This is a genomic window from Variovorax sp. YR750, assembly GCF_900109805.1.
In the GTDB taxonomy this organism is placed as follows: domain Bacteria; phylum Pseudomonadota; class Gammaproteobacteria; order Burkholderiales; family Burkholderiaceae_C; genus Variovorax; species Variovorax gossypii.
Window position 1 is genome coordinate 93,351 of sequence record NZ_FOBJ01000016.1, and the last position, 26,648, is coordinate 119,998.

The 26,648-nt window shown below is 66.2% G+C and carries 26 protein-coding genes; 21 read left to right on the forward strand and 5 right to left on the reverse strand.

The features are described from left to right. The first annotated feature begins 2 nt into the window (after positions 1–2). Positions 3–767, forward strand: a complete 765-nt coding sequence (locus BMY35_RS28540) for a sce7726 family protein (protein WP_093206368.1) — start codon at positions 3–5, stop codon at positions 765–767. 22 nt (positions 768–789) lie between these two features. On the opposite strand, the gene BMY35_RS28545 is transcribed toward BMY35_RS28540, so the two are convergent. The 5 genes from BMY35_RS28545 to BMY35_RS28565 all read right to left on the reverse strand — a co-directional run bounded on the left by BMY35_RS28545 (position 790) and on the right by BMY35_RS28565 (position 5,580). Next, on the reverse strand, positions 790–2,556 hold the full coding sequence (locus BMY35_RS28545; RefSeq protein ID WP_093206369.1) for a hypothetical protein: 1,767 nt from the start codon (positions 2,554–2,556) through the stop codon (positions 790–792). Between the two features lie 65 nt (positions 2,557–2,621). Next, positions 2,622–3,626 carry a lipoyl synthase gene (gene lipA, locus BMY35_RS28550; protein WP_093206370.1) on the reverse strand — a complete coding sequence of 335 codons (1,005 nt, stop codon included), beginning with the start codon at positions 3,624–3,626 and terminating at the stop codon, positions 2,622–2,624. 7 nt (positions 3,627–3,633) lie between these two features. Further along, positions 3,634–4,335, reverse strand: coding sequence for a lipoyl(octanoyl) transferase LipB (gene lipB, locus BMY35_RS28555; RefSeq protein WP_093206371.1), 702 nt, complete (start codon positions 4,333–4,335; stop codon positions 3,634–3,636). A 31-nt stretch (positions 4,336–4,366) separates the two neighbouring features. Next, positions 4,367–4,675, reverse strand: a complete 309-nt coding sequence (locus BMY35_RS28560) for a YbeD family protein (protein WP_093206372.1) — start codon at positions 4,673–4,675, stop codon at positions 4,367–4,369. After that, the gene (locus BMY35_RS28565; RefSeq protein ID WP_093206373.1) at positions 4,672–5,580 is read right to left on the reverse strand and encodes a D-amino acid aminotransferase; all 909 of its coding nucleotides are present in this window, start codon (positions 5,578–5,580) and stop codon (positions 4,672–4,674) included. Before BMY35_RS28565 ends, BMY35_RS28560 begins: the two co-directional genes overlap by 4 nt. 157 nt (positions 5,581–5,737) lie before the next feature. Here BMY35_RS28565 and BMY35_RS28570 point away from each other — a divergent pair, with 157 nt between their 5' ends. The 20 genes from BMY35_RS28570 (at position 5,738) to BMY35_RS28665 (ending at position 26,647) form a co-directional block, all read left to right on the forward strand. Further along, positions 5,738–6,223 carry an ATP synthase subunit I gene (locus BMY35_RS28570; RefSeq protein WP_093206374.1) on the forward strand — a complete coding sequence of 162 codons (486 nt, stop codon included), beginning with the start codon at positions 5,738–5,740 and terminating at the stop codon, positions 6,221–6,223. 4 nt (positions 6,224–6,227) lie between these two features. Then, positions 6,228–7,097 (forward strand): F0F1 ATP synthase subunit A, encoded by an 870-nt coding sequence (gene atpB / locus BMY35_RS28575; RefSeq protein ID WP_093206375.1) that lies wholly within the window; start codon positions 6,228–6,230, stop codon positions 7,095–7,097. A 60-nt stretch (positions 7,098–7,157) separates the two neighbouring features. Next, the gene (gene atpE / locus BMY35_RS28580) at positions 7,158–7,421 is read left to right on the forward strand and encodes a F0F1 ATP synthase subunit C (protein WP_019657641.1); all 264 of its coding nucleotides are present in this window, start codon (positions 7,158–7,160) and stop codon (positions 7,419–7,421) included. A gap of 82 nt (positions 7,422–7,503) precedes the next feature. Next, on the forward strand, positions 7,504–7,974 hold the full coding sequence (locus BMY35_RS28585; RefSeq protein WP_093206376.1) for a F0F1 ATP synthase subunit B: 471 nt from the start codon (positions 7,504–7,506) through the stop codon (positions 7,972–7,974). Positions 7,975–7,982: 8 nt separating this feature from the next. Next, positions 7,983–8,513, forward strand: a complete 531-nt coding sequence (locus BMY35_RS28590; protein WP_093206377.1) for a F0F1 ATP synthase subunit delta — start codon at positions 7,983–7,985, stop codon at positions 8,511–8,513. 38 nt (positions 8,514–8,551) lie between these two features. Beyond that, on the forward strand, positions 8,552–10,105 hold the full coding sequence (atpA, locus tag BMY35_RS28595; RefSeq protein ID WP_093206378.1) for a F0F1 ATP synthase subunit alpha: 1,554 nt from the start codon (positions 8,552–8,554) through the stop codon (positions 10,103–10,105). Between the two features lie 32 nt (positions 10,106–10,137). Continuing rightward, on the forward strand, positions 10,138–11,013 hold the full coding sequence (atpG, locus tag BMY35_RS28600; protein WP_093206379.1) for a F0F1 ATP synthase subunit gamma: 876 nt from the start codon (positions 10,138–10,140) through the stop codon (positions 11,011–11,013). 88 nt (positions 11,014–11,101) lie between these two features. Then, positions 11,102–11,500, forward strand: coding sequence for a hypothetical protein (locus BMY35_RS28605; protein WP_093206380.1), 399 nt, complete (start codon positions 11,102–11,104; stop codon positions 11,498–11,500). Positions 11,501–11,634: 134 nt separating this feature from the next. After that, the gene (atpD, locus tag BMY35_RS28610) at positions 11,635–13,035 is read left to right on the forward strand and encodes a F0F1 ATP synthase subunit beta (protein ID WP_093206381.1); all 1,401 of its coding nucleotides are present in this window, start codon (positions 11,635–11,637) and stop codon (positions 13,033–13,035) included. 12 nt (positions 13,036–13,047) lie between these two features. Next, the gene (locus BMY35_RS28615) at positions 13,048–13,467 is read left to right on the forward strand and encodes a F0F1 ATP synthase subunit epsilon (RefSeq protein ID WP_019657634.1); all 420 of its coding nucleotides are present in this window, start codon (positions 13,048–13,050) and stop codon (positions 13,465–13,467) included. A 248-nt stretch (positions 13,468–13,715) separates the two neighbouring features. After that, a complete protein-coding gene (locus BMY35_RS28620) occupies positions 13,716–14,885 on the forward strand; it encodes an ROK family protein (protein WP_093206382.1) in 1,170 nt (389 codons plus the stop codon). Then, positions 14,882–16,429 (forward strand): sugar ABC transporter ATP-binding protein, encoded by a 1,548-nt coding sequence (locus tag BMY35_RS28625; RefSeq protein WP_093206383.1) that lies wholly within the window; start codon positions 14,882–14,884, stop codon positions 16,427–16,429. Before BMY35_RS28620 ends, BMY35_RS28625 begins: the two co-directional genes overlap by 4 nt. Further along, a complete protein-coding gene (locus BMY35_RS28630) occupies positions 16,389–17,423 on the forward strand; it encodes an ABC transporter permease (protein WP_093206384.1) in 1,035 nt (344 codons plus the stop codon). Before BMY35_RS28625 ends, BMY35_RS28630 begins: the two co-directional genes overlap by 41 nt. A 43-nt stretch (positions 17,424–17,466) precedes the next feature. Beyond that, positions 17,467–18,429 carry a substrate-binding domain-containing protein gene (locus BMY35_RS28635; RefSeq protein ID WP_093206385.1) on the forward strand — a complete coding sequence of 321 codons (963 nt, stop codon included), beginning with the start codon at positions 17,467–17,469 and terminating at the stop codon, positions 18,427–18,429. Positions 18,430–18,599: 170 nt separating this feature from the next. Further along, the gene (locus BMY35_RS28640) at positions 18,600–19,766 is read left to right on the forward strand and encodes a Gfo/Idh/MocA family protein (RefSeq protein WP_093206386.1); all 1,167 of its coding nucleotides are present in this window, start codon (positions 18,600–18,602) and stop codon (positions 19,764–19,766) included. Between the two features lie 25 nt (positions 19,767–19,791). Beyond that, on the forward strand, positions 19,792–20,502 hold the full coding sequence (locus tag BMY35_RS28645; protein WP_256229909.1) for a phosphatase PAP2 family protein: 711 nt from the start codon (positions 19,792–19,794) through the stop codon (positions 20,500–20,502). Positions 20,503–20,579: 77 nt separating this feature from the next. Next, entirely contained in the window at positions 20,580–21,122 is a 543-nt protein-coding gene (locus tag BMY35_RS28650) for a DUF3617 domain-containing protein (RefSeq protein ID WP_093206388.1), read from the forward strand. A 77-nt stretch (positions 21,123–21,199) separates the two neighbouring features. After that, complete coding sequence (locus BMY35_RS28655) at positions 21,200–22,231, forward strand: ligase-associated DNA damage response exonuclease (protein ID WP_093206389.1); 1,032 nt, start codon at positions 21,200–21,202, stop codon at positions 22,229–22,231. Between the two features lies 1 nt (position 22,232). Next, complete coding sequence (locus tag BMY35_RS28660) at positions 22,233–23,888, forward strand: ATP-dependent DNA ligase (RefSeq protein WP_093206390.1); 1,656 nt, start codon at positions 22,233–22,235, stop codon at positions 23,886–23,888. Continuing rightward, complete coding sequence (locus tag BMY35_RS28665; protein WP_177213727.1) at positions 23,885–26,647, forward strand: ligase-associated DNA damage response DEXH box helicase; 2,763 nt, start codon at positions 23,885–23,887, stop codon at positions 26,645–26,647. The genes BMY35_RS28660 and BMY35_RS28665 overlap by 4 nt, the downstream gene beginning before the upstream one ends. Position 26,648: the final 1 nt, after the last annotated feature.

Here is a 26,648-nt window from a genome sequence, read left to right on the forward strand (position 1 = left end):
ATATGACGTACATCCGACACCCCTTTTTCAGGCTTCCACTGGATGAGAGCGCTGTGGCGCATGACGTGCAGCTGCGCACGCTGCTCAAGAGTGCGGGTGCGTGGCAGGCCGAGGAACTCGTTCTCGAAGAGCTCTGTCTTCCGGTGAGAAGCCAGGCGGTGCGAGCCGATATCGTCGTGACGGGCGCCTCGCTGACCGGCTTTGAGATTAAGGCCGGCAAGGACCGGGTGACGCGCCTGCCCGTCCAGGCGGAGGCCTACGGTGCTGTCTGCGGCTTCGCGAACGTGGCCACGGTGCCCATGCACGTGAACGATGTCACGGCCACGGTGCCTGAGTGGTGGGGTGTATGGATCGCTTGTGGGTTGGGTGGTGAGCTGGCCATGCGTTGCGTGAGGGCTGCTCGCCCGAACCCCTCACGTGATCCTGTGCGGCTTGCGGAGATGCTTTGGCGGGACGAAGCAATCGCCAAGCTGACCGAGCTTGGGCTGGGCAAAGGGACGGCCAGCAAGAGCCGTGCAGCCTTGGCGCAGAAGCTGGCGCAGGCCTTGAGCATTGATGAGATCGACATTCATGTGCAGGCCTGCCTGCGGCAACGCCCACAGAGGCAGCCCCTCGTGGTGGCCAAGCCTCGGGTTATCGTGGTGCCGAAGTACGAAATGCGTCCTCGCAGCTGGTTGGAGCCGCAGGGCTTGCGGCCACCATTCATCAACGACGTGCCAGTTGTCAAAGCTCTTTCGCGGACTGCTGCCCGGCTGGCAACGATGTGACCCCGGATCGGGATGGATGACTTCAGTCGGGGGCGGCAAAAAGGTTTGCGGCCCAGGCGCTGATGATCTGAGCCGCCCCAGGATCATCGGCTTTCACCCGAAAGCCGTGGGCCTTCATGTCGCTTGGCTGAGTCCCCGAGTTTTCCACTTCAAGGAAGTCCGCTGCGCAGCGGCGTAGCGCCACTTCGAGCGCAACATCGGAGTCGGCAATATCCGCCGCTTCATCGGCCAGTGGATACACCAGCGGGAAGATGGTCGACGCCTCGATGACGATGCACAGCGCTCCGCGATCGCTTTCGGGCGCTCTGAGGGCGAAGGCCAGGGCGAGCCGGGCGCGATGCCTGAATCCGGACCGGACCAGCAGCGCATCGTCGATGACGCCGTCCTCGTCGGCCAGCAGCTCGAGTGGCACAGCGTTCGAGCCGTCGCGTGTGGTCGTCAGCAATTCCACGTTGACGGCGTTCTGCAGGGCCAAGGCCTCCAATGTCACCCGGACAAAGGGTTGCGGTGCTACCTGTCGCACGTGGCTTTCTGCTGCCTCGGTCAGCGTCACGGCGCGCACTCGCTCCGCGGAGCTCGGCTCTCCAACTGCATGGTCCTCTATCGAGGGATGAGGCTTTCCCGCAGCCTGCTGGGCGGCCAGTTGCTTGGTGATCGAAGTTCCCCAGACGCGCTTGTTCTCCAAGTCGGTGAACTTGCGAGTGGCGCGCCGCCGAAATACTTGCGGCGTGATTGACTTCGACGCATCCGTTTCGACCAAGCCCGGATCTTTGGGGGGCCTTGTTCCCCCGCCGCTTTTGCCATCCACGCCCGTGGCTGCTTGTGCAGCCCGATGTTCGGGACCTGGCTTGTACCTGGGCTTTTGTAGCGAGCTGAGCTGGTACTTGAGTGCCTTGAATGGAAAGGGATGGCTGCAGGATTCGATCCGGTAGACCAAAAAGGTACCTGAGCCTGGTTTGCCTATCCACCTGCCGGCGACTTTCAGATCGGTCTTGCCCTCGAAGGGAAATCTCGCCATCGGGTAGGCCTCCTGGCCAAGGGCGCTCGCCTGCTGACACGAGTTGCCGATCAACTGCGCGGCATGGAGAGCCACTTTGCTCGTCGCTATCCGGGCAATGTCCTCAGCGCTGTCGGCTGGAAGAAAGTCCGCCAGCATCACCACGAGCTTGCCGCGCTCGTCGTAGCCGTAGTCGGTGTACAGCATGTCGGTGGTGAGTGGTGGGGTGAAGATCCTGGACAGGAGCGTGCTGGAAGAGCCGAAGTAGAAGCGAACGAGCTCCATGCACGGGATCAACAGCAGATTGCCCGAGGGCAGCTCCACCTGCGCGCAGTAGGAGTGCGTGTTGTTCATGTGCCATGGGTGATCGGGTAGCGGCAGCAGGAAGCTGCCATCCGCTGTGCCTGAGCCTGCCTTGACGATGGAAAGCGTGGATCGGTCGACGACGAGGCTGGAGAACGTATGGTTCGTATGCGGCGGCTCAAAGTACGGCCGCTGGTTCTTCCATATGTCGCCGATCCTCAGCAACATCGCGGTGCCGACGGACACCCAGAGCTTGCGTTGTTGGTTGTAGTGCCCGAGGCCTTCGTATGTCTGCGTCTGTGGCTCAACCTGCGAAATGAAGACCAGGACCGATGGCTGACTATTGCGTTCGTAGCGGTTCGGGAAGGCGATCGGGCCGAACCAGTCGATGCGCCAGAGGTTGGAATCTTTGGGAAAGGCTCGAACGGTGAGGGCGGAGTCGATGGGCTCCAGCTTCGGCGGCTTGGGAAAAGAGAGGCCAGTTCCCAACGCGTTTCCCTCTGGAGATTCTCAAATACTTCTGAAAATTCTCACCGACTTCTGGTGTTTCTCACTCACTTCTGGTTGCTGTCAGCGCCGGCCAGAACGTGTCCTGCCTGCTGGTCTGCGTGGTAGCTCGACCGCACCATCGCGCCCACGGCGGCGTGGCTGAAGCCCATCTTGTAGGCCTCTTCCTCGAACATCTTGAAGGTGTCGGGGTGCACGTAGCGGCGCACCGGCAGGTGCGAGCCCGACGGCGACAGGTACTGGCCGATGGTCAGCATGTCGATGTCGTGGGCGCGCATGTCGCGCATGACCTGCAGGATCTCTTCGTCGGTCTCGCCGAGGCCGACCATGATGCCGCTCTTGGTGGGCACGTTGGGGTGCAGCGCCTTGAACTTCTTCAGCAGGTTCAGGCTGAACTGGTAGTCGCTGCCGGGACGCGCTTCCTTGTAGAGGCGCGGCGCGGTTTCCAGGTTGTGGTTCATCACGTCCGGCGGCGCGGCCTTGAGGATCTCGAGGGCGCGGTCGTCGCGGCCGCGGAAGTCGGGCACGAGGATCTCGATCTGCGTGGTGGGCGAGAGCTCGCGGATATTCCTGATGCAGTCGACGAAGTGCTGGCTGCCGCCGTCGCGCAGGTCGTCGCGGTCGACGCTGGTGATCACCACGTACTTCAGGCGCAGCTTGGCGATGGTCTTCGCGAGGTTGAGCGGCTCGTCCTTGTCGAGCGGATCGGGGCGGCCGTGGCCCACGTCGCAGAACGGGCAGCGGCGCGTGCACTTGTCGCCCATGATCATGAAGGTGGCCGTGCCCTTGCCGAAGCATTCGCCGATGTTCGGGCAGGAAGCCTCTTCGCAGACGGTGTGCAGGTTGCTCTCGCGCAGGATCTGCTTGATCTCGTAGAAGCGCGTGGTGGGGCTGCCGGCCTTGACGCGGATCCAGTCGGGCTTCTTGAGCACTTCGCCGCTCTGCACCACCTTGACGGGAATGCGCGAGAGCTTGGCCGCCGCTTTCTGCTTGGCCAGGGGGTTGTAGGTTTCGGCGCTTTGGGCGTCGCGGACGACTTCTGTGGTGCTCATCGGTATGTCAAGGCGCCAGGAAGGTGGAGAGCTTCTGGCTCAGCACCGCGGCGGCTTCTTCCCATGTGGTTTGGATGCCGATTGTAGAAAGGTCGACCGTTTGCAGGCCGGCATAGCCGCAAGGGTTGATCCGCGAGAAGGGTTCGAGGTCCATCCGCACGTTGAGCGCAACGCCGTGGTAGGTGGCGTGGCGGCTCACCTTGATGCCCAGCGCGGCGATCTTGCCGAGGCCGCGGAACGGGTCGGCGGCGGGCATCGGGCCTGTCAGCGCCGCGTGGGAGAACGGGTCGTCCAGCCGCACGTAGATGCCCGGGGCGCCCGCCACGCGGTGGCCCGTGACGCCGAAATGGGCCAGCGTGCGAAGCACCGATTCCTCGATGCGAAACACGTATTCCTTGACGAAGTAGCCCGCGCGCCGCAGGTCGATCAGCGGGTAGGCCACCACCTGGCCGGGGCCGTGGAAGGTGACCTGCCCGCCCCGGTCGGTCTGCACGATGGGGATGGCGCCGGGGTTCAGGATGTGGTCCTGCTTGCCCGCGATGCCTTGCGTGAAGACCGGGGCATGCTCGCAAATCCATAGCGCATCGGGCGTGTCGGGCGTGCGCTCGAGCGTGAACTGCTTCATCGCCGCGAAGGTGTCGGCGTAGTCGACGCGACCCAGCGCGAGCAGTTCGATGGCAGGAACGGCGATGGCGACTGTGTCTGTCATTGCATGGCCTGCCGTGCGAACGGCTTGCAGGTCAAAGCACGACCTTGACCATCGGGTGCGAGGACAGCGCGCGATACAGGTCGTCGAGCTGTTCCCGGCTGGTGGCCGTGACTGTGATGGTCACGCCGAGGTAGTTGCCGGCCTTGCTGTCGCGCAGCTCGACGGTGGTGGCGTCGAACGTGGGGTCGAAGCGTTCGGCGATCTGCGTGATGGCGTGCACGAAGCCGTCGGCCTTGGCACCCATCACCTTGATCGGGAACTGCGAGGGGTACTCGATCAGCGATTCCTTGCGCGGATCGGGGATCGAGGTGGTTTCGGTGGTGGTCGTGTTGTCGGTCATGCCGGGACTCCGTGCTTCTGCTGCTTCTGCGTTTGTGCGTTGCGTACCTTGGCCTCCTGGTAGGCCTCGTACAAGCTCTCGTAGATGGGGCCGGGGCGGCCGTTGCCAATAGGCTTGCCGTCGAGCGTGACGACCGGCAGCAGTTCCTTGCTGGCCGAGGAGATCAGCACTTCGTCGGCGGCGAACACTTCCTCGCGCGAGATGGGGCGCAGCGCGAAGGGAATGCCGAGTGTCTTGCTGAGACGCTCGAACAGGCCGTAGCGGATGCCGGTCAGCACGAGGTTGTTCTTGGGCGGGCCCATCAGCTTGCCGTCCTTCACGATCCACACGTTGCTCGACGAGGCCTCGCTGAGCCAGTCGTCGCGGAACATGATGGTCTCGGCCGCGCCGGCCTCCACGCTGATCTGGCGCGCGAGCACCGCGCCCAGCAGGCTGGTGCTCTTGATGTGCGCCTTCTGCCAGCGGAAGTCGGCCGCGGTGACGCAGGCCACGCCCTTGGCACGCACAGCCTCGGAGATGGGCGGCAGCGGGTTCACCATCACGAACACGGTGGGGCGGATGCCGCGCACCATCGCATGGTCGCGCGGGGCCACGCCGCGCGTTACCTGAAAGTACACTGACTGGGGTTCATCCCCGCCGGGCGCGACGAGGCGCATCACGATCTCCCGCCATTGCTCGAGCGAGAGCGGGTTCTCGATCTGCAGCTCGGCGAGAGAGCGATCGAGGCGCGCCATGTGCTCCTCGAAGCAGAAGGGCTGGCCGAAGTAGACGGGGACGTATTCGTAGATGCCGTCGCCGAAGATGAAGCCGCGATCGAGGACGCTGATCTTTGCGTCGCGCAGGGCGGTGTACTCGCCATCGAGGTAACAAAGCGTGGCGGGCAGGGCGTCGGTGATAGGGTGCATGGAGGAATTATGGTTGTGCACGCCGCGTCGGGTTCGCGTCAGGGAATGCAGTGCCGATTTGCGTGTGCGACAGCGCGGGTGGCGGGACAGGCTGGGTTTTTACTTATAATCAATGGCTTTGTAGAAATTCTGGGTCGTCATCCGGGCTTCATTCGAAATGAAAACAATCGCCCGCCAGGACTCGGAGGTCGCTGAAGACCTCGACGCAGAATTCAAGCCGTTGACCGCCGATGAGGCGCGTGAACTGCGAGCAAAGAACCCATCGATCTCCCCGTGGCGGGTGATCGCGGGTCAGTTGGTTGTCGGTCTGGTGGTGGCTTTGGCTGCCTGGGGACTGACGGGGAGGCAAAATCTGGGCTGGTCCGCCGCATATGGCGCGATCGCGGTGGTTGTTCCATCGGCGGTCTTCGCACGCGGGCTGACCGGCCGGTTTTCCTCCCTGAATCCGGGCACTGCGGTGTTCGGATTCTTCCTGTGGGAAATGGTCAAGATGGCCTTGTCGGTGGCGATGCTGATCGCTGCGCCAAGGCTGATTACGGCGCTGAGCTGGCCAGCAATGCTGGTCGGCCTGGTGGTGACAATGAAGGCGGCCTGGTTGGCGGTGATGTTCTCGCCCCGGCGCCGGAAACTGAGAGACGAGTAACGGAATGGCTGCTGAAAACGCTGCGGAACATGGTCAGACCGCTGGTGAATACATCGTTCACCACTTGACGCACCTGCAAAGCTCCAAGCCCGGAGGTGTGGCCGACTTCTCGGTTTTCAACTTCGACTCTCTCTTTTTCTCGATCACGCTCGGTATCCTGGGTTGCTGGTTGCTCTGGCTGGCTGCCCGCAAGGCCACTTCGGGTGTTCCCGGCCGTTTTCAAGCGGCTGTCGAACTGCTCGTCGAAATGGTCGACCAGCAGGCCAAGGGCATCGTCCACAACGCCACGAGCCGCAAGTTCGTCGCTCCGCTGGCCCTGACCATCTTCGTCTGGATCTTCCTGCTGAACGCAATGGACCTGTTCCCGGTCGATTTGTTCCCGGCGATCTGGGCCAAGATCTTCCACATCGCCGGCGAAGACCCGCACCACGCCTATCTGCGTGTCGTGCCCACCGCCGACCTGTCGGTGACCATGGGCATGTCGGTGGCTGTCCTGCTGATCTGCATCTACTACAACATCAAGATCAAGGGTGCCGGCGGCTGGGTCCACGAGCTGTTCACCGCGCCCTTCGGCAATCACTGGGCCCTGTACCCCTTCAACTTCGCCATGCAGATGATCGAGTTCGTCGCCAAGACGGTCTCGCACGGCATGCGGTTGTTCGGCAACATGTACGCCGGCGAACTGATCTTCCTGCTGATCGCCCTGATGGGTGGTGCCTGGTCCATGTCGGCCACCGGCATCGGCCTGGCCATCGGCCACATCATCGCGGGCACGGCCTGGGCCATCTTCCACATCCTGATCATCACGCTGCAAGCCTTCGTGTTCATGATGCTGACGCTGGTCTACATCGGCCAGGCCCACGATCACCACTGATCATCAGTTTTCGTTCTTGTTTTTGTTTTTCTCTTCAACCAAAGTCCTCTAGGAGTCATCATGGAAGTTATTAGCTTTGTTGCACTGGCCGCCGGCCTGATCATCGGTCTGGGCGCTGTGGGCGCATGTATCGGCATCGGCATCATGGGCAGCAAGTACCTCGAGTCGGCCGCACGTCAGCCCGAACTCATGGGTGAACTCCAAACCAAGATGTTCCTGCTGGCTGGTCTGATCGACGCCGCTTTCATTATCGGCACCGGTATCGCCCTGTGGTTCGCAACGGCCAACCCGTTCCTGTCGCAAATCGCCAACCTGCCGAAGTAAGTCTTTCTCGTCGGACCTGCGTCGTCGTTCTCTGGCCCTGCTAGCGAATGGCTTCGATTCAATCCCATAGAGAGGGTGAAAAGTGAGCATTACCGGTACCCTGATCGTTCAGATGATCGTGTTCCTGATCCTGGTCGGGTTCACGATGAAGTACGTGTGGCCGCCGATCGCGAAGGCGTTGGACGACCGCGCCGCGAAGATCGCCGAAGGCCTCGCTGCAGCCGACAAGGCCAAGTCCGAGCTGTCCGCCGCCAACAAGCGCGTGGAAGCCGAACTGGGTCAGGCGCGCAACGAGTCCGCGCAACGTCTTGCCGACGCCGAACGTCGCGCCCAGGCCATCGTTGAAGAGGCCAAGGCCCGCGCGACCGAGGAAGGCAACAAGATCGTCGCCGCCGCACGCGCCGAAGCCGAACAGCAGGCACTGAAGGCCCGCGAAGCCCTGCGCGAGCAGGTCGCCGCACTGGCCGTCAAGGGCGCAGAGCAGATTCTGCGCAAGGAAGTGAATGCGGGCGTTCACGCCGACCTGCTCGCCCGTCTGCAGACCGAACTCTGATAGAAGCCATGGCAGAACTCGCCACCATTGCACGCCCCTACGCCGAGGCGCTCTTCAAGGCTTCGTCGTCCGACGTCGCCGGAACCAGCGCCTGGCTCGAAAAGATTGCCGCCATCGCGGCCAATCCGGAGCTCCAGCAGTTCGCCGACAACCCGAAGGCCACGGCCGAACAGGTGGTCGGCGTGGTCGCCGGTGCATTCGGTGCACCGCTGGCTCCCGCTGCCCAGAACTTCCTGTCCGCGCTCCTCGAGAACGGGCGTTTTTCGGTGCTGCCGGAAATTGCGAAGCAGTTCCGGGCACTGGCCAACGCGAAGAGCGGTTCGTCCGACGCCGTTGTCTACAGCGCCTTCCCGATCGAAGCCGCGGCCCTGGCCAACGTTTCGGCCGCGCTCGAAAAGCGCTTCGGTCGCAAGCTCCAGGTCACGGTTCGGCAAGAGCCCGAACTGATCGGCGGCATCCGTGTGGTGGTCGGCGACGAGGTGCTCGACACCTCCGTCAAAGCGCGCCTTGAACAAATGAAAGTTGCGCTGGTGGCCTGACGGCTCCCGGCCCCTTACAAAGAAAGAAGGAAAGAGTCATGCAACTCAATCCCGCAGAAATTTCCGAACTGATCAAGAGCCGCATCGAGGGCCTCGGGGTCAGCGCCAACATCCGCAACGAAGGCACCGTGGTGTCGGTGACCGACGGTATCGTGCGCATCCACGGCCTGTCCGACGCGATGCAGGGCGAAATGCTGGAGTTCCCGCCCACGGCTGACGGCACGCCGTCGTTCGGCCTCGCGCTGAACCTCGAGCGCGACTCGGTCGGCGCCGTGATTCTGGGCGAGTACGAGCACATCTCCGAAGGCGACACCGTCAAGTGCACGGGCCGCATCCTGGAAGTGCCCGTGGGCCCCGAGCTCATCGGCCGCGTGGTGAACGCCCTGGGCCAGCCGATCGACGGCAAGGGTCCGGTCAACGCCAAGATGACCGACGTGATCGAGAAGGTCGCACCGGGCGTGATCGCCCGCAAGTCGGTCGACCAGCCGATGCAGTCCGGCCTGAAGTCCATCGACTCGATGGTGCCCGTCGGCCGCGGTCAGCGCGAGCTGATCATCGGCGACCGCCAGACCGGCAAGACGGCCGTGGCCATCGACGCGATCATCAACCAGAAGGGTCAGAACATGACCTGCGTCTACGTTGCGATCGGCCAGAAGGCTTCGTCGATCAAGAACGTGGTGCGCGCACTGGAACAAGCCGGTGCCATGGACTACACGATCGTGGTTGCTGCTTCCGCTTCGGAATCGGCCGCCATGCAGTACGTGTCGGCCTACTCGGGCTGCACGATGGGCGAATACTTCCGCGACCGCGGCGAAGACGCGCTGATCGTCTATGACGACCTGTCCAAGCAGGCCGTTGCCTACCGTCAAGTGTCGCTGCTGCTGCGCCGCCCGCCGGGCCGCGAAGCCTACCCCGGCGACGTGTTCTATCTCCACAGCCGTCTGCTCGAGCGCGCGGCCCGCGTGAACGCCGACTACGTCGAAGCCTTCACCAAGGGCGCGGTCAAGGGCAAGACCGGTTCGCTGACCGCACTGCCGATCATCGAAACGCAAGCCGGCGACGTGTCCGCGTTCGTTCCGACCAACGTGATCTCGATCACCGACGGCCAGATCTTCCTGGAAACCAACCTGTTCAACGCAGGTATCCGCCCCGCCATCAACGCCGGTATCTCGGTGTCGCGCGTGGGTTCGTCGGCCCAGACGAAGATCATCAAGGGCCTGTCCGGCGGTATCCGTACCGACTTGGCCCAGTACCGGGAACTGGCTGCGTTCGCGCAGTTCGCTTCCGACCTCGACGAAGCCACCCGCAAGCAGCTCGACCGCGGTGCCCGCGTGACCGAACTGCTGAAGCAGCCGCAATACAGCCCGCTGCCGATCTCGCTGATGGGCGCGTCGCTGTTCGCAGTGAACAAGGGCTTCATGGACGACCTCGAGATCAAGCAGGTGCTGCCGTTCGAACATGGCCTGCACCAGTTCCTGAAGTCCAGCCACGCCGCGCTGCTCGACAAGATCGAGAAGGCAAAGGCTCTCGACAAGGAATCGGAAGCCGAACTGCTGGCCGCCGTGACCTCGTTCAAGAAGTCGTTCGCCTGATCGACCCTTGATCGACGCAAGAAGGAGCTCTCATGGCAGCTGGTAAGGAAATCCGCGGCAAGATCAAATCGGTGGAAAACACCAAGAAGATCACCAAGGCCATGGAAATGGTCTCGGTTTCCAAGATGCGCAAGGCGCAGGAACGCATGCGCGCCGCTCGCCCCTACAGCGAAAAGATCCGCAACATCGCGGCCAACCTCGGCAAGGCGAACCCGGAGTACACCCACGCGTTCATGAAGACGAACGACGCCAAGGGCGTCGGCTTCATCATCGTGACCAGCGACAAGGGCCTGTGCGGCGGCTTGAACACCAACCTGCTGCGTGCCGTCACGGGCAAGCTGCGCGAAGCGCAGTCCGCGGGCAGCGTGGTCGAGTCGGTCGCCATCGGCAACAAGGGTCTGGGTTTCCTGAACCGCATCGGCGCCCGCGTGGTGGCCCATGTGACGCAGCTGGGCGACACGCCGCATCTGGACAAGCTCATCGGGCCGGTCAAGACGCTGCTGGACGCCTACGCCGAAGGCAAGCTGTCGGCCGTGTACCTGTGCTACACGAAGTTCATCAACACCATCAAGCAGGAGCCGATGGTGGAGCAGCTGCTGCCGCTGAAGGCCGAGACGCTGCAGACCGAGTCGGGACATCACTCGTGGGACTACATCTACGAGCCCGACGCGCAAAGCGTGATCGACGAGCTGCTGGTGCGCTACGTGGAATCCCTGGTCTACCAGGCAGTGGCCGAGAACATGGCGTCCGAGCACTCGGCGCGCATGGTGGCCATGAAGGCCGCGACCGACAACGCAGGCAACGTGATCAACGAGCTGAAGCTGGTCTACAACAAGACCCGTCAGGCCGGCATCACGAAGGAACTGTCGGAAATCGTGTCCGGCGCGGCCGCGGCTGCAGGCGTTTGATTGAGGCAATGCAACAGGCCGCGTTGCTGATCGGGTGCGCTCCGCGCGCCCGGTAACCCAAGGCCTTTTTTAGGGGACTCTGCGCAAAATGAAGAAGATGCTTGCTCTGGTGGCTGTTGCTGCCGCTCTGACCGCCTGCTCCAAGAAGGAAGAGGCGCCCGCACCTGCACCGGCTGCTCCCGCCGCTGCACCTGCTGCGCCCGCTCCGGCTCCCGCGCCTGCTCCGGCAGCAGCGCCGGCGGCAGCTCCCGCCGCAGCACCGACGGCTTCCGCCGCCGACCTGCCGCAGGAATGCAACGACTACCTGGCCAAGGTGCAGACCTGCGTCGCTGCGCAAAGCGGTGCTGCTGCCGACGCCATGAAGGCAAGCCTCGACCAGACGAAGGCCACCTGGGCTTCGATGGGCGCGGACAAGGCCGCGCTGGGCCAGGCCTGCAAGGCTGCTTCCGACGCCTTCGCCGCCCAGGCGACGGCCATGAAGTGCTGATGGGAAACTGACAGCAGGACATTCAAGGGTGCCGGCCCCGCCGGCATTCTTGCAAAAGCGGCCCGTTTTGGCACCAGGACGCTTCTGCAAGAACCTGTCGCAAATTTATTGAGATCCATCCAGAAGGAAACGCCATGGCTGAAGGAAAAATTGTCCAATGTATCGGCGCCGTGGTCGACGTGGAGTTCCCGCGTGACCAGATGCCCAAGGTGTACGACGCCTTGAAATTCGAAGGCGGCGGGCTGACCCTCGAAGTTCAGCAGCAGCTCGGCGACGGCGTGGTGCGCACCATTGCACTGGGCTCGTCCGACGGCCTGCGTCGCGGCCTGGTCGTGACCAACACCGGCGCTCCCATCACCGTGCCGGTCGGCAAGGCCACCCTCGGCCGCATCATGGACGTGCTCGGCCGTCCGATCGACGAGCGCGGCGACGTGGGCCAGGAGCTCACCGCTTCCATCCACCGCAAGGCTCCCGCGTACGACGAACTGTCGCCCTCGCAAGACCTGCTGGAAACCGGCATCAAGGTTATCGACCTGGTCTGCCCGTTCGCCAAGGGCGGCAAGGTGGGTCTGTTCGGTGGCGCCGGCGTGGGCAAGACCGTGAACATGATGGAACTCATCAACAACATCGCCAAGGCTCACTCGGGTCTGTCGGTGTTCGCTGGCGTGGGTGAACGTACCCGCGAAGGCAACGACTTCTATCACGAGATGGCCGACTCCGGCGTCGTGAACCTCGAGAAGCTCGAGGACTCGAAGGTGGCCATGGTCTACGGCCAGATGAACGAACCCCCGGGCAACCGTCTGCGCGTGGCGCTGACCGGCCTGACCATCGCCGAGTCGTTCCGCGACGAAGGCCGTGACGTTCTGTTCTTCGTGGACAACATCTACCGCTACACGCTGGCCGGTACCGAAGTGTCGGCTCTGCTGGGCCGCATGCCTTCCGCCGTGGGCTACCAGCCGACGCTGGCCGAGGAAATGGGCCGCCTGCAAGAGCGGATCACGTCGACCAAGGTCGGCTCGATCACCTCGATCCAGGCCGTGTACGTCCCTGCCGACGACTTGACCGACCCGTCGCCCGCCACCACCTTCGCCCACCTGGACTCGACCGTGGTGCTGTCGCGTGACATCGCCTCGCTGGGTATCTACCCCGCCGTGGACCCGCTGGACTCGACCTCGCGTCAGCTCGACCCGAACGTGGTCGGCGAAGAGCACTACAACGTGGCCCGCGCCGTGCAAGGCACGCTGCAGCGCTACAAGGAACTGCGCGACATCATCGCCATTCTGGGCATGGACGAACTGGCTCCCGAAGACAAGCTGGCCGTGGCCCGCGCCCGGAAGATCCAGCGTTTCCTGTCGCAGCCGTTCCACGTGGCCGAAGTGTTCACGGGCTCGCCCGGCAAGTACGTGCCGCTGGCCGAAACCATCCGCGGCTTCAAGATGATCGTGAACGGCGAAGCCGACCACCTGCCCGAGCAGGCGTTCTACATGGTCGGCACCATCGACGAAGCGTTCGAGAAGGCCAAGAAGGTCGCTTAAGAAGGAATCACCATGGCAGGCACCATTCATGTGGACGTGGTCAGTGCGGAAGAGTCGATCTTCTCGGGCGAAGCCAAGTTCGTCGCGCTGCCCGGTGAAGCCGGTGAGCTCGGCATCTTCCCGCGCCACACCCCGCTGATCACGCGCATCCGCCCCGGCGCCGTGCGCATCGAAACCGCCGATGGCAAGGAAGAGTTCGTCTTCGTGGCCGGCGGCATTCTCGAAGTGCAGCCGAACGCCGTCACCGTGCTGTCAGACACCGCGATCCGCGGCAAGGACCTCGACGACGAGAAGGCCAACCAGGCCAAGGCCGCCGCCGAAGAAGCGCTGAAGAACGCGAAGAGCGACATCGACATCGCGATGGCGCAATCGGAGCTGGCCGTGATGGCCGCCCAGATCGCGGCGCTGCGCAAGTACCGTCAGAAGAAGTAATCGAAGTCGGGCCTCCGGCCCGTCGTCGAAGCAACGAAGAAGAAAGCCGCCTCCCAGGCGGCTTTTTTTCGTCCATTCATCTTCGGGTTGACGATCTTCGGTCTGAACAAGGTCGAAGTTCGGCCTTGTCCGGCTGAAGCCCGCCACCTAGTATTCGCCTTCGTCCGGCGGCCGCCGCTGCCGGGCCAGGACAAAGAACACCGGAGACAAGACGCGTGGCACCCTGGAGTGGCATCACTGCGGACGAAATGCGGCTGCTGGAAACGACCTTCTGGTCGGCCGGCGGTTCGCGGCATGCCATGGCCGAGCAGCTCGGCTTCTCCAAGAGCAAGGCCAACGGGCTGATCGCCGGCCTCGTCGACCAGGGCCTGCTCGCCGAAGCCGGCCTGCAGCGCTCCTCGGGCGGACGCCGCCCCGAAAACCTCCAGCTTCATTCGGGACTCGGCGTGCTCGTCGGCGTCGACATCGGCGCCACCAGCCTCGACGTGGCCGTGCTGCGCCCGGACCTCAGCGTGCTCGCGCAACACGATGAACCGGCCGATGTGCGCGAAGGCCCCGCCGTCGTGCTGGCCCGCGTGCGCACGCTCATGCGCGAGTTGCTGGCCAGTTGCGGTCATACGGCCAAGGACGTTCTCGGCATCGGCATCGGCGTGCCCGGCCCGGTCAACTTCGAGATCGGCCAGCTCGTGAATCCGCCGCTGATGCCCGCCTGGGACAGCTTCTCGATCCGCGACTACCTGCGCGAGGACTACGCGGCGCCCGTCTTCGTCGACAACGACGTGAACCTGATGGCGCTCGGTGAGCTGTGGCGCCTGCGGCGCTCGTTGCAGAACTTCCTCGTCATCAAGATCGGCACCGGCATCGGCTGCGGCATCGTGTGCCATGGCGAGGTGTACCGCGGCGCCGCGGGTTCGGCCGGCGACGTCGGCCACATCTGCGTCGACCAGGAAGGCCCGCGCTGCCACTGCGGCAACCTCGGCTGCGTGGAAGCCATGGCCGCCGGCCCGGCGATCACGCGCATGGCGGTGCAGGCTGCCGAAGCCGGCGAGAGCGCCGCGCTGGCCGAAGTCCTGCGCCTGTACGGCCGCATCGATGCCGTCGACGTCGGCCAGGCCAGCCGCGGCGGCGACACGGCCGCCAACGCCATCATCCAGCGCGCGGGCAGCCTGATCGGGCAGATGCTCGCGTCGGTCGTCAACTTCTTCAATCCGTCGCATGTGTTCATCGGCGGCGGCATCACGCGCATCGGGCCGCTGTTTCTCGCTGCCGTGCGGCAGAGCGTCTACCAGCGCTCGCTGGCGCTCTCCACGCGGCACCTGGAGATCCAGTACACGCCGCTGGGCATGCAGGGCGGCCTGGTCGGCGCCGGCGTGCTCGCGATGCAGGAAACGCTGAAGGCCCGCGGGGTGGCGCCATGACGAGCGCTGCGGTAATCCACAAAGGCAGCGTCGCCGTCGAGTTCGACGGCATCGTGAAGGCATTCGGCCCCGTGCAGGTGCTGCACGGCGTGAGCTTCGCGCTCGCGCCCGGCCGCGTGTACGGCCTGCTCGGCGAGAACGGCGCGGGCAAGTCCACGCTGATGAAGATCCTGTCCGGCTACGAGTCGGCCACCGGCGGCACGCTGAAGATCAACGCAACGCCGCAGCAGTTCGAGAGCTCGCGCGACGCCGAGGCGCTCGGCATCGTGCTGATCCACCAGGAGTTCAATCTCGCCGAAGACTTGAACGTTGCCCAGAACATCTTCCTCGGCCACGAAAAGAAGAAGGGCTGGCTGCTCGACGACGCCGCCATGGAGCGCGACGCCGCCTCCGCGCTCGCGGCCGTCGGCCTGAACATCGACCCGCGCACCAAGGTGCGCAAGCTGATCGTCGCCGAGAAACAGCTCGTCGAGATCGCGAAGGCCATCGCCCGCCGCGCGCGCCTGCTCGTCATGGACGAGCCCACGGCCACGCTCACGCCCGGCGAGACGGAGCGCCTGTTCAAGCTCATCGCCCAGCTGCGCGCCGACGGCGTGACCATCGTCTACATCTCGCACAAGCTCGACGAAGTGGAGCAGGTGACAGACGAAGTCATCGTCATGCGCGACGGCCGCTTCGTCGCGCGCGCGCCCACCGCCGACGTCACGCGGCAGCAGATGGCCAACCTGATGGTGGGCCGCGAGCTGGCCGATCTCTATCCACCCCGAGATGCGGTCACCGCCACCGGCGCCCCCGCCATGCGCGTGCAAGGCTTCAGCGTGCCCGGCTGGGCGCAGGACGCGAGCTTCGAGGTGCGCCCCGGCGAGATCCTCGGCTTCGCGGGCCTCGTCGGTGCCGGCCGCACCGAACTCTTCGAGGGGCTGCTGGGCCTGCGACCCGCGAGCGGCGGCAGCGTCGAGATGCTCGGCAAGCCCGTGCCGCACGGCAAGGGCTGGCGCAATCCGCGTGACGCGGCAAGGGACGGCCTCACCTACCTGAGCGAAGACCGCAAGGGCAAAGGCCTGCACGTCAACTTCGGCCTGCGCCAGAACCTCACGCTGATGGCGCTCGAGCGCTATGCCCAGCCCTGGCTCAAGCCCGAGGCAGAGCGGGGCGCGCTGGCCGAGGCGGTGAAGGACTACGGCATCCGCACCGGTTCGCTCGACGTGAAGGCCTCGTCGCTGTCGGGCGGCAACCAGCAGAAGCTCGCGCTCGCCAAGGTGCTGCAGCCGCGGCCGAAGGTGGTGGTGCTCGACGAGCCCACGCGCGGCGTCGACGTGGGCGCCAAGCGCGACATCTATTTCCTGATCCAGCGACTCGCCCGCGAAGGGCTCGCGGTGATCGTCGTCTCGTCGGAGCTGATGGAGCTGATCGGCCTGTGCCACCGCGTCGCGGTGATGCGCGCGGGCCGCATCGTCGCCACGCTCGACGCCGACCATCTGACAGAAGAGGAGCTCATCGCTCATGCCACCGGAACAGCAGACACAACCGCCGCGCACGCTTGAAGCCGCGCAGCAGCAGCACCGCAGCGAGACCAAGCCGCGCTGGACCGAGCGCCTGCATGGCCTCGGGCCCGTCATCGGCCTGGTGCTGCTGTGCATCGCCGGCACGCTGCTGAACGGCGACTTCGCGACCCTCGACAACGCGATGAACGTGCTCACGCGCACGGCCTTCATCGGCATCATCGCGGTGGGCATGTGCTTCGTGATCATCTCGGGCGGCATCGACCTGTCGGTGGGTTCGATGGCCGCGCTCATCGCGGGCAGCGTGATCATGTTCATCAACTGGGCCGGGCCGGCCTCGGGCTCGCCGCTGCTGGCGGTGGTGATGGGCGCCGTGCTGGCCGTGGTGCTCGGCGCGGTGTTCGGCCTCGCGCACGGCCTGCTCATCACCAAGGGCCGCATCGAACCCTTCATCGTGACGCTGGGCACGCTGGGCATCTTCCGCGCGTACCTCACCTATTTCGCCGACGGCGGCGCGCTCACGCTCGACAACGAGCTGTCGGACCTCTACGCGCCCGTGTACTACGCGAGCCTCGCGGGCATTCCGGTGCCGGTGTGGGTGTTCGTGATCGTCGCCGTCGTCGGCGGCCTCATCCTCAACCGTACGGCCTACGGTCGCTACGTGCAGGCCATCGGCTCCAACGAGCAGGTGGCGCGCTACGCGGCCGTGGACGTCGACCGCGTGAAGATCCTCACTTATGTGCTGCTCGGCGTGTGCGTGGGCATCGCGACGCTGCTGTACGTGCCGCGTCTGGGCTCGGCATCGCCGACCACCGGCCTGCTGTGGGAGTTGGAAGCCATCGCCGCGGTGATCGTCGGCGGCACGGCGCTCAAGGGCGGCGCGGGCAGCATCACCGGCACGGTGGTGGGCGCGATCCTGCTCTCGGTCATCAGCAACATCCTGAACCTCACCAGCATCATCAGCGTGTACCTCAACGCGGCGGTGCAGGGCTTCGTGATCATCATCGTCGCGTTCCTTCAACGCGGCCGGCGCTAGTTCTTTCCCGTTCCGTTCCATCAACCAAGAGGAGACATCCAGCATGACGACTTTCACCCGACGCCTCGCACTCACGGCGGTTGCCGCCGCAGCGTTCGCCAGCCTGCCCGCGCTTGCCGCGGAGAAGGTCAACCTCGGCGTTTCGATTCCCGCGGCCACGCACAGCTTCATGGGCGGCATCAACTACTGGGCCAACCAGGCGAAGAAGGACCTGGAGAAGGAACACAAGGACCTGAAGATCACCATCAAGACGGCCGCCAACGCGCCCGAGCAGGCCAACCAGCTGCAGGACCTCTCGACGGTCACCAAGATCAACGCGCTGGTCGTGTTCCCCTTCGAGTCGGCGGCGCTGACCAAGCCAGTGGCGCAGGTCAAGGCCAAGGGCGCCTACGTGACGGTGGTCGACCGCGGCCTCACCGACACCAGCGCGCAGGACGCCTACGTGGCCGGCGACAACACGGCCTTCGGCAAGATCCCGGCCGAATACATCGTCAAGCAGCTCGGCGGCAAAGGCAACGTGGTGGCGCTGCGCGGCATCGCGACCACGCTGGACAACGAGCGCATGGACGCCTTCAATGCCGTGCTCAAGAACAGTCCCGACATCAAGCTGCTCGACGCCAAGTACGCCAACTGGAACCGCGACGACGCCTTCAAGGTCACGCAGGACTACCTGACGCGCTTCAAGAACATCGACGCCATCTGGGCCGCCGACGACGACATGGCCGTGGGCGTGCTCAAGGCCATCTCGCAGGCCAAGCGCGACGACATCAAGATCGTGTTCGGCGGCGCTGGCGCCAAGGACATGGTCAAGACCATCATGGACGGCAAGGACAAGCGCATCACGGCCGACGTGAGCTACTCGCCCAAGTTCATCTACGACGCGATCAAGCTCACGGCCGAGGCGCGCCTGAAGGGCGAGAAGCTGCCGGCGACGACCATCATTCCGTCGGTGCTGATCACCAAGGAAAACGCGAAAGACTTCTACCACCCGAACTCGCCGTTCTGATGTTCTGAAGCGGCGGGCCTGCTTTGCTCCCTCTCCCTCTGGGGAGAGGGTTGGGGTGATGAGGGCCAGCGGCGACGGCGAAAACGGTGCGTGCGCAAATGCCGCCACCCTCACCCCAGCCCTCTCCCCAAGGGGAGAGGGAACAGTTTCCGGAAACGCCAAGACGATCGATGACAGACACACCTCCTCGCAAACTGCGCTACGCCATGGTCGGCGGCGGGCGCGACGCCTTCATCGGCGCCGTGCACCGCAAGGCCATGGCGCTCGACGGGCAGATCGAGCTCGTTGCGGGCGCGCTCTCGTCCAGCCCCGAGAAGGCGCGCGCCTCGGGCCGCGACCTCGGCCTGGCCGACGACCGCAACCACGGCGACTGGCAGGCGCTGCTGGCCGACGAGCTGAAGCGCCCGGAGGGCGAGCGCATCGACTTCGTGTCGATCGTCACGCCCAACCACGTGCACTTTCCGGTGGCGCAGGCCTTCGCCGAAGCAGGCTTCCACGTGGTGTGCGACAAGCCGCTGGTGCACACGCGCGAGCAGGCCGACGCGCTGGTCGCCACAGTGGCCAAGCGGGGCACGGTGTTCGGCGTCACCTACAACTACACCGGCTATCCGATGGTGCGGCAGGCACGGGAGATGGTGCGCTCGGGCCTGATCGGCGAAGTGCGCAAGGTCGTCGTCGAATACAACCAGGGCTGGCTCGCGAGCCATGTCGAGGCCAGCGGCGGCAACAAGCAGGCCGACTGGCGCACCGACCCCGCGCGCAGCGGCGCGGCCGGCGCCATCGGCGACATTGGCTCGCATGCCGAGAATCTCGTGGCCACCGTCACCGGGCTGCGCATTGAAAGCCTGTGCGCCGACCTGGGCGCGCTGGTGCCGGGCCGCATGCTCGACGACGACGGCAGCCTGCTGCTGCGCTTCGAAGGCGGCGCGCGCGGCGTGCTCATCGCCTCGCAGATCAACACCGGCCTGGAGAACGACCTGCGCCTGCGCGTGTCGGGCACGCTGGGCACGCTCGAATGGCACCAGGAGCAGCCGAGCCGGCTGGTGCACCTGCCGCACGACGGACCGCTGCAGGTGCTCACGCGCGGCGCGCCCTGGCTGTGCGAGTCGGCGAAGCGCGCGAGCCGGCTGCCGGCGGGGCACCCCGAAGGCTTCATCGAGGCCTTCGCGAACGTGTACGCGGGCGTGGCGGCGGACATCCGCGCCAGGCTCGCGGGCCTGCCGGCCGATCCGCTGGCTGCCGACTACCCGCGCGTGGAGGACGGCGCGCGCGGCGTGCGCTTCATCGAACGCACGGTGGCTTCGGCGAAAAGCGAATTAAAGTGGACGCCCTGGTAGCGCGCGGCGCGCTGCCCGGGCCTCCATGACACCTCCCGCGTCCGACGTCACCTCTTCTTCTCCGTCGTCCTCTTCCGCATCGTCTTCGTCGAGGGTGCCGCCGTGGCTTGCGGCCCTGTGGAAGCGCAGCATCACGCTGTTTCCGCTGAAGCTGGTCGGCAACACCGTCGCCACGCTCGGCTTCTTTCCGTTGTACTTCTGGATCATGAAGAACGCGGGCCAGGCCTGGGTGCTGCCGCTCACGCCCATCGACCGGCTGGTCGCCTTCTGGCCGTGGCTGCTGCCGGTGTATCTCTCGCTCTGGGGCTACATCGCGCTGCCGGTGCTGCTGGCCAGGGACATGCGCGAGCTGCAAGGCTTCTCGCTGGGCTGCGCGGCCATGACGCTGCTGGCGCTGCTCGTGTTCTGGTTCATGCCCACGGCGATTCCCAACTTCGTGGTCGAGACCACGCCGGGCACCTCGCTGCAGTTCCTCAAGATGGTCGACTCGGCCGGCAATGCCTTTCCCTCGCTGCATGTCTCGTTCTCGGTGTTCACCTGCGTCGCGCTGGCGCGGCAGCTTCGTGCGGTGGGGGCGCCGGCCTGGCTGCGCGTCGCCAACGTAGCGTGGGCGGCGGGCATCGTCTATTCGACGATGGCGGTGCGCCAGCATGTGCTGATCGACGTGCTGGGCGGCTTCGTGCTGGGCGTGGCGTTCGGCCTCGCCACGCGGCAACGACCCGGGGCGCAGGCGTAGGCCGATCGCGGTATTCCAACGCGGCGGCGCGCAAGGTACAACCCGGGCTTCGCCATCCGAAGGAGCGGGAGTCCGCCATGAAGATTCGCCTTTCCGCCGTCGTGACCTGCATCGCGGCCGGTGTCGTCGCGGGCCCGGCGTTCGCGCTCGACTTCCCCGCCCGCAAGCCCGGCCTCTGGGAGATCCAGACCCAGACCGGTGAAGCCACGGGCAAGGGCGCCAGCCCCGGCGGCGGCACCCACACCATGCAGCAGTGCATCGACGCCGCCACCGACAAGGCCATGCGCGACATGGGCCAGGGCATGGGCAAGGACATGTGCTCGAAGCAGGAGCTGCGCACCGACAGCGGCAAGCTGGTCATGGACTCGGTCTGCAAGATCGGCAACACGGTGGCCACCTCGCATGCGGTCATCAGCGGCGACTTCAACACCGCCTACCGCATGGAAAGCAAGTCGACCTACAGCCCGCCGCTGATGGGCCGGGCCGAAGGCACGAGCGCCATGGAAGCCCGTTGGGTCGGCCCCTGCAAGGCCGACCAGAAGCCAGGCGACATGGTCATGCCCAACGGCATGAAGATGAACGTGCTCGACATGATGAAGAACCGTCCGAAGCGTCCGTAGGGTAGGAGCCAGCCCACAACGCTTCGCGCCCGCCGTTCGGCGGCGCGAAAGCCCGGCAGCGCCTACGATGGCGTGCCATGCCTCCCGCAAAGCAGGAAGAAGACCTCCTCGTCGTCGCCAGGCCCGAGGGCCTGTACTGCCCGCCCGGCGATTTCTACATCGACCCGTGGCGGCCGGTGGCGCGTGCCGTCATCACGCACGCGCATTCCGACCACGCGCGCCCGGGGCATGCGCACTACCTGGCGCATACCGACAGCGCCGGCACGCTGCGCGCACGCCTCGGCCAGGACATCCCGCTGCAGACGCTGCCCTACGGCGAGGTGATCGAGCACCACGGCGTGCGCGTCTCGCTGCATCCGGCGGGCCACGTGCTGGGCTCGGCCCAGGTGCGGCTCGAGCACGGCGGGCGCGTATGGGTGGCCTCGGGCGACTACAAGACCGAGCCCGACGGCACCTGCGCGCCCTTCGAGCCGGTGCCCTGCGACACCTTCATCACCGAGTCGACCTTCGGCCTGCCGGTCTATCGCTGGCCCAGGCAGGCCGAGCTGTTCTCGCAGATCGACGCATGGTGGCGCGCGAATGCAGAGGCGGGGCGCGCATCGGTGCTCTTCTGCTACGCCTTCGGCAAGGCGCAGCGCATCCTGCACGGCGTGGACGCGAGCATCGGGCCCATCGTCGTGCACGGTGCGGTGGAGCCGCTCAATGCCGTGTACCGCGCGGCCGGCGTGGCGCTGCCGCCCACCCTGCGCGCAGACGATGCGGGTGTCGATGCCGCGCTGCTAAAGCGCTCGCTGGTGCTCGCGCCGCCCTCGGCGCAGGGTTCGCCGTGGATGCGCCGCTTCGGCAACTACGCCGACGCCTTCGCGAGCGGCTGGATGCAGCTGCGAGGCACGCGCAGGCGGCGCGGCGTGGACCGGGGCTTCGTGATGTCCGACCATGCCGACTGGCCCGGCCTGCAGCAGGCCATCGCCGGCACGGGAGCCGAGCGTGTGTTCGTCACGCACGGCAGCGTGCAGGTGATGGTGCGGTGGCTCTGCGAGAACGGCCTCGATGCGCAGGCCTTCAGGACCGAGTACGGCGACGAGGACGACCAGGGGGCGGAGGCGTGAGATGAAGGCCTTCGCCGCGCTGTACCACGAGCTCGACGCCAGCACCTCGAGCCTCGCCAAGCAGGCGGCATTGCAGCGCTACCTGCGCGAGGCCGACGCGGCGGATGCCGCCTGGGCCGTCTACTTCCTCGCCGGCGGCAAGCCGCGCCAGCTGGTGCCGGTCAAGCTGCTGCGCCTGCTCGCGCAGGAGGCGGCGGGCTTGCCCGAATGGTTGTTCGACGAGAGCTACGACGCCGTGGGCGATCTCGCCGAAACCATCGCGCTGCTGCTGCCGCCGCCCAGCGAGGCGCACGATCTCGGCCTCGCAGGCTGGGTCGAGCAGCACCTGCTGCCGCTGCGCGATGCCGCGAAGAATGCGCCCGACGAGCTTGCCGACCGCCTGCGCGCGCAATGGCGGCAGCTCGCGCCAGAGGAGCGGCTGGTGTACTTCAAGCTCATCACCGGCGCCTTCCGCGTCGGCGTGTCGAAGCTGCAGGTCACGCAGGCGCTGGCGGCTGTGGGAGGCATCGACGCCAAGCGCGTCGCGCAGCGCCTCATGGGCTACACGCACATCGGCGGGAGGCCGAGGGCCGTCGACTATCAGGCGCTCGTTGCGCCCGAGTCGGGCGCGGAGCAGGAACAGAAGACCAGTGGCCAGCCGTATCCCTTCTTCCTCGCGCATCCCTTCAACCTGCCGCTAGAGCAGTTCGACGCGGTGCTGGGCCCGCCGCAGGACTGGATCGTCGAATGGAAGTGGGACGGCATCCGCGCCCAGTTGCTGAAGCGCGCGGGCGCCGCATGGGTGTGGTCGCGCGGTGAAGAGTTGGTGACCGAGCGCTTCCCCGAACTCGCCGCGCTCGGCGAGGCGCTGCCCGACGGCACCGTGCTCGACGGCGAGATCGTCGTGTGGCGCGACGGTCGCGTGCAGCCCTTCGCCGAGCTGCAGAAGCGCATCGGCCGCAAGACCCTGGGCGCGAAGCTGCTGCGCGACATGCCGGTGGTGCTGCTGGCCTACGACATCCTCGAATGGGAAGGGCGCGACCTGCGCGCGCGGCCCCAGCCGGAGCGCCGCGCGCTGCTCGACGAACTGGTCGAGCGCATGCGGCACCCCTCGCTGTTGCCCAGCCCGATGCTCACAGGACCCGACTGGCTCGACCTCGCGCGCCAGCGCGAAGCGGCGCGCGCCATGGGCGTGGAAGGCATGATGCTCAAGCGCCGCGACGCGCAGTACGGCGTGGGCCGCACCAAAGACGTGGGCGTGTGGTGGAAGTGGAAGATCGATCCGCTGAGCGTCGACGCGGTGCTGATCTACGCGCAGCGCGGCCACGGCCGGCGCGCGAGCCTCTTCAGCGACTACACCTTCGCGGTGTGGGACGGCCCGCCCGGGCAGGAAGACCGCAAGCTCGTGCCCTTCGCCAAGGCCTACTCCGGCCTGACCGATGCCGAGATGGCGCGCGTGGACGCGATCATCCGCAAGACCACCGTGGAGAGCTTCGGGCCGGTGAAGAGCGTCAGGCCCACGCTGGTGTTCGAACTCGGCTTCGAGGGCATCGCGCGCAGCACGCGGCACAAGAGCGGCATCGCGGTGCGATTTCCGCGCATGCTGCGCTGGCGCGAGGACAAGCCGGTGGAAGAGGCTGACACCCTGCAGACGCTGGCGGCGCTGTTGCCCACATGAACAAGTCGCAGGACCTGTCTTCACTCCCTCCCCCGCTGGGGGAGGGCGGGGGTGGGGGCACGCGGCGTTCGAACAGTGCGCGGCCCGCTCAAGGCCGTCTGCCCCCATCCCGACCTTCCCCCAAAGGGGGAAGGAGCAGGGCGGTCAAGGCCGCGCTCGATGCGTGGTTCGCCGCGCGCGGATGGAAGCCGTTCAAGTTCCAGCGCGAGGTCTGGAAGGCCATTGCCGATGGCAGGTCGGGCCTGCTGCATGCCACCACCGGCGCGGGCAAGACGTATGCCGTGTGGCTCGGGGCGCTGCAGGCTTTCGCACGGGCGCGCAAGGCGAACGCAAACGCACGGCCCGTTGCCGAGCCGCTCACCGTGCTGTGGCTCACGCCGATGCGCGCACTGGCGGCCGACACGCTGCGCGCGCTGCAGCAGGCGCTCGAAGCCCTCGGTGCCGAAGTGCATCCATGGAGTGCCGGCGCGCGCAGCGGCGACACCACTTCGGCCGAGCGCAACGCGCAGAACCAGCGCCTGCCCACGGTGCTCGTCACCACGCCCGAGAGCCTTTCGCTGATGCTCGCGCGTGCCGATGCGCGCGAGGTGCTCGGGCATGTGCGCATGGCGGTGGTCGACGAATGGCACGAACTGCTGGGCAACAAGCGCGGGGTGCAGGTGCAGCTCGCGCTCGCGCGGCTGAAGCGATGGAGCCCGGGCCTCGCGATCTGGGGCATGTCGGCCACGCTGGGCAACCTGCACGAGGCGATGCATGCCCTGCTGGGCCATGAAGACGGCGTGCTCGTGCAAGGGCAGGTGCCGAAGAAGCTGGTGGTCGATTCGCTGCTGCCCGGCGTCGCCGAGCGCTTTCCGTGGGGCGGGCATCTCGGCCTCACGATGCTGCCGCAGGTGATCGAGGAGATCGCCGCGAGCAGCACCACGCTGGTCTTCACCAACACGCGATCGCAGGCAGAGATCTGGTACCAGGCGATGCTGGAAGCCAGACCGGAGTGGGCCGGGCTCATCGCGCTGCATCACGGCTCGCTCGACCGCGAGGTGCGCGAATGGGTGGAGCTGGGCCTGAAGAGCGGCGAGCTGAAGGCGGTGGTCTGCACTTCGAGCCTCGACCTTGGCGTGGACTTCCTGCCCGTGGAGCGCGTGCTGCAGATCGGCTCGCCCAAGGGCGTGGCGCGGTTGCTGCAGCGCGCGGGCCGATCGGGCCATGCGCCGGGGCGGCCTTCGCGCATCACGCTCGTGCCCACGCACAGCGTCGAGATGGTGGAAGGCTCGGCCGCGCGCACCGCCATCGCGGCAGGGCATATCGAGGCGCGCCATTCGCCCGAGCAGCCGCTCGACGTGCTGGTGCAGCACCTGGTGACCGTGGCGCTGGGCGGCGGCTTCGTACCCGACGAGCTGTACGAGGAGGTATGCGGCACAGCCGCCTACGAAGGCCTCTCGCGCGAGAACTGGCAGTGGTGCCTGGAGTTCGTGGCGCAGGGCGGGCCATCGCTCGCGGCCTACCCGGACTACAAGCGCGTGGTGCCCGATGCCGAGGGTGTCTGGCGCGTGCCCGATGCGCGGCTCGCGCGGCGGCACCGCATGAACATCGGCACCATCGTGAGCGACGCGAGCATCTCGGTGCAGTACCTCGGCGGCTCGAAGATCGGCAACGTGGAGGAAAGCTTCGTCGCGCGCATGAAGGCCGGCGACTGCTTTCTCTTCGGCGGCCGCATGCTGGAGCTGGTGCGCATCCACGACATGACGGCCTGGGTGCGGCGCGCGAGCGGCAAGCGGGCCGCGGTGCCGCGCTGGGGTGGCGGGCGCATGCCGCTGTCGAACACGCTGGCCGATGCGGTGGTGCAGCAGCTCGCGCAGGCCGGCGAGGGGCGCTACGACTCGCCCGAGCTGCAGTGCGTGCGCCCGCTGCTCGAGATTCAGCAGCAGTGGTCGGCACTGCCGACGCCGCAAACGTTGCTGGCCGAAACGCTGAGCACGCGCGAGGGCTCGCACCTGTTTCTCTATCCCTTCGCTGGCCGGCACGTGCACCTCGGGCTCGCGAGCCTGCTGGCCTGGCGCATCGCGCAGCACGAGGCGCGGACCTTCTCGATCGCGGTCAACGACTACGGCTTCGAACTGTTGAGCGCGACGGAGGTCGATTGGCCGGTGCTGCTGCCGCAGGTGCTGAAGCTGCCACAGGGCAAGGACGCGCATGCACTGCTGCTGCACGAGGTGCTGGCCTCGCTCAACGCCAGCGAACTCGCGCAGCGGCGCTTCCGCGAGATCGCGCGCGTCTCGGGCCTCATCTACCAGGGCTATCCGGGCGAGAAGCGCAGCAGCAAGCAGCTGCAGGCTTCGTCGTCGCTGTTCTGGGAGGTGTTCCGCAAGTACGACCCCGGCAACAGGCTGCTGCAGCAGGCGGAGCAGGAACTGCTCTCGCAGGAACTGGAGATCGGCCGGCTGCGCGCGAGCCTGGAACGAATCGCCACGCAGCATCTGGTGCTGAAGCCGCTCGTGCGGCCAACGCCTTTTTCGTTTCCGCTGATGGTCGAGCTGTTCCGCGAGAAGCTGTCGAACGAGAACGTGGCCGACCGCATCGCACGCATGGTCGAGCAGCTCGAAAAAGCCGCGGGCGGCGCGGTCACGGTCGGCGGCGTGGAGCGCGTGAAGGGAACGCTGGCCTTCGGGCAGGAAGGGCCGGGAAAGCCGCCGAAGCCGGTGAGCCAACGGCGCGACCGCAGGCGGCCCTCACGGCCTTCACGGCCGCTTCCGCCGCTTTGAG

Excerpts from the sequence above, each read along its gene's own strand:
- BMY35_RS28590 (WP_093206377.1), top strand. The coding sequence starts at position 7,983 with ATGGCAGAACTCGCCACCATTGCACGCCCCTACGCCGAGGCGCTCTTC.
- BMY35_RS28560 (WP_093206372.1), bottom strand. The coding sequence starts at position 4,675 with ATGACCGACAACACGACCACCACCGAAACCACCTCGATCCCCGATCCG.
- BMY35_RS28625 (WP_093206383.1), top strand. The coding sequence starts at position 14,882 with ATGACGAGCGCTGCGGTAATCCACAAAGGCAGCGTCGCCGTCGAGTTC.
- lipA (WP_093206370.1), bottom strand. The coding sequence starts at position 3,626 with ATGAGCACCACAGAAGTCGTCCGCGACGCCCAAAGCGCCGAAACCTAC.
- BMY35_RS28665 (WP_177213727.1), top strand. The coding sequence starts at position 23,885 with ATGAACAAGTCGCAGGACCTGTCTTCACTCCCTCCCCCGCTGGGGGAG.
- BMY35_RS28570 (WP_093206374.1), top strand. The coding sequence starts at position 5,738 with ATGAAAACAATCGCCCGCCAGGACTCGGAGGTCGCTGAAGACCTCGAC.
- BMY35_RS28660 (WP_093206390.1), top strand. The coding sequence starts at position 22,233 with ATGAAGGCCTTCGCCGCGCTGTACCACGAGCTCGACGCCAGCACCTCG.
- BMY35_RS28650 (WP_093206388.1), top strand. The coding sequence starts at position 20,580 with ATGAAGATTCGCCTTTCCGCCGTCGTGACCTGCATCGCGGCCGGTGTC.
- BMY35_RS28635 (WP_093206385.1), top strand. The coding sequence starts at position 17,467 with ATGACGACTTTCACCCGACGCCTCGCACTCACGGCGGTTGCCGCCGCA.
- BMY35_RS28655 (WP_093206389.1), top strand. The coding sequence starts at position 21,200 with ATGCCTCCCGCAAAGCAGGAAGAAGACCTCCTCGTCGTCGCCAGGCCC.
- BMY35_RS28620 (WP_093206382.1), top strand. The coding sequence starts at position 13,716 with ATGCGGCTGCTGGAAACGACCTTCTGGTCGGCCGGCGGTTCGCGGCAT.
- BMY35_RS28615 (WP_019657634.1), top strand. The coding sequence starts at position 13,048 with ATGGCAGGCACCATTCATGTGGACGTGGTCAGTGCGGAAGAGTCGATC.
- lipB (WP_093206371.1), bottom strand. The coding sequence starts at position 4,335 with ATGACAGACACAGTCGCCATCGCCGTTCCTGCCATCGAACTGCTCGCG.
- BMY35_RS28645 (WP_256229909.1), top strand. The coding sequence starts at position 19,792 with ATGACACCTCCCGCGTCCGACGTCACCTCTTCTTCTCCGTCGTCCTCT.
- atpD (WP_093206381.1), top strand. The coding sequence starts at position 11,635 with ATGGCTGAAGGAAAAATTGTCCAATGTATCGGCGCCGTGGTCGACGTG.
- BMY35_RS28630 (WP_093206384.1), top strand. The coding sequence starts at position 16,389 with ATGCCACCGGAACAGCAGACACAACCGCCGCGCACGCTTGAAGCCGCG.
- atpG (WP_093206379.1), top strand. The coding sequence starts at position 10,138 with ATGGCAGCTGGTAAGGAAATCCGCGGCAAGATCAAATCGGTGGAAAAC.
- BMY35_RS28640 (WP_093206386.1), top strand. The coding sequence starts at position 18,600 with ATGACAGACACACCTCCTCGCAAACTGCGCTACGCCATGGTCGGCGGC.
- BMY35_RS28540 (WP_093206368.1), top strand. The coding sequence starts at position 3 with ATGACGTACATCCGACACCCCTTTTTCAGGCTTCCACTGGATGAGAGC.
- atpA (WP_093206378.1), top strand. The coding sequence starts at position 8,552 with ATGCAACTCAATCCCGCAGAAATTTCCGAACTGATCAAGAGCCGCATC.
- BMY35_RS28605 (WP_093206380.1), top strand. The coding sequence starts at position 11,102 with ATGAAGAAGATGCTTGCTCTGGTGGCTGTTGCTGCCGCTCTGACCGCC.
- BMY35_RS28565 (WP_093206373.1), bottom strand. The coding sequence starts at position 5,580 with ATGCACCCTATCACCGACGCCCTGCCCGCCACGCTTTGTTACCTCGAT.
- atpE (WP_019657641.1), top strand. The coding sequence starts at position 7,158 with ATGGAAGTTATTAGCTTTGTTGCACTGGCCGCCGGCCTGATCATCGGT.
- atpB (WP_093206375.1), top strand. The coding sequence starts at position 6,228 with ATGGCTGCTGAAAACGCTGCGGAACATGGTCAGACCGCTGGTGAATAC.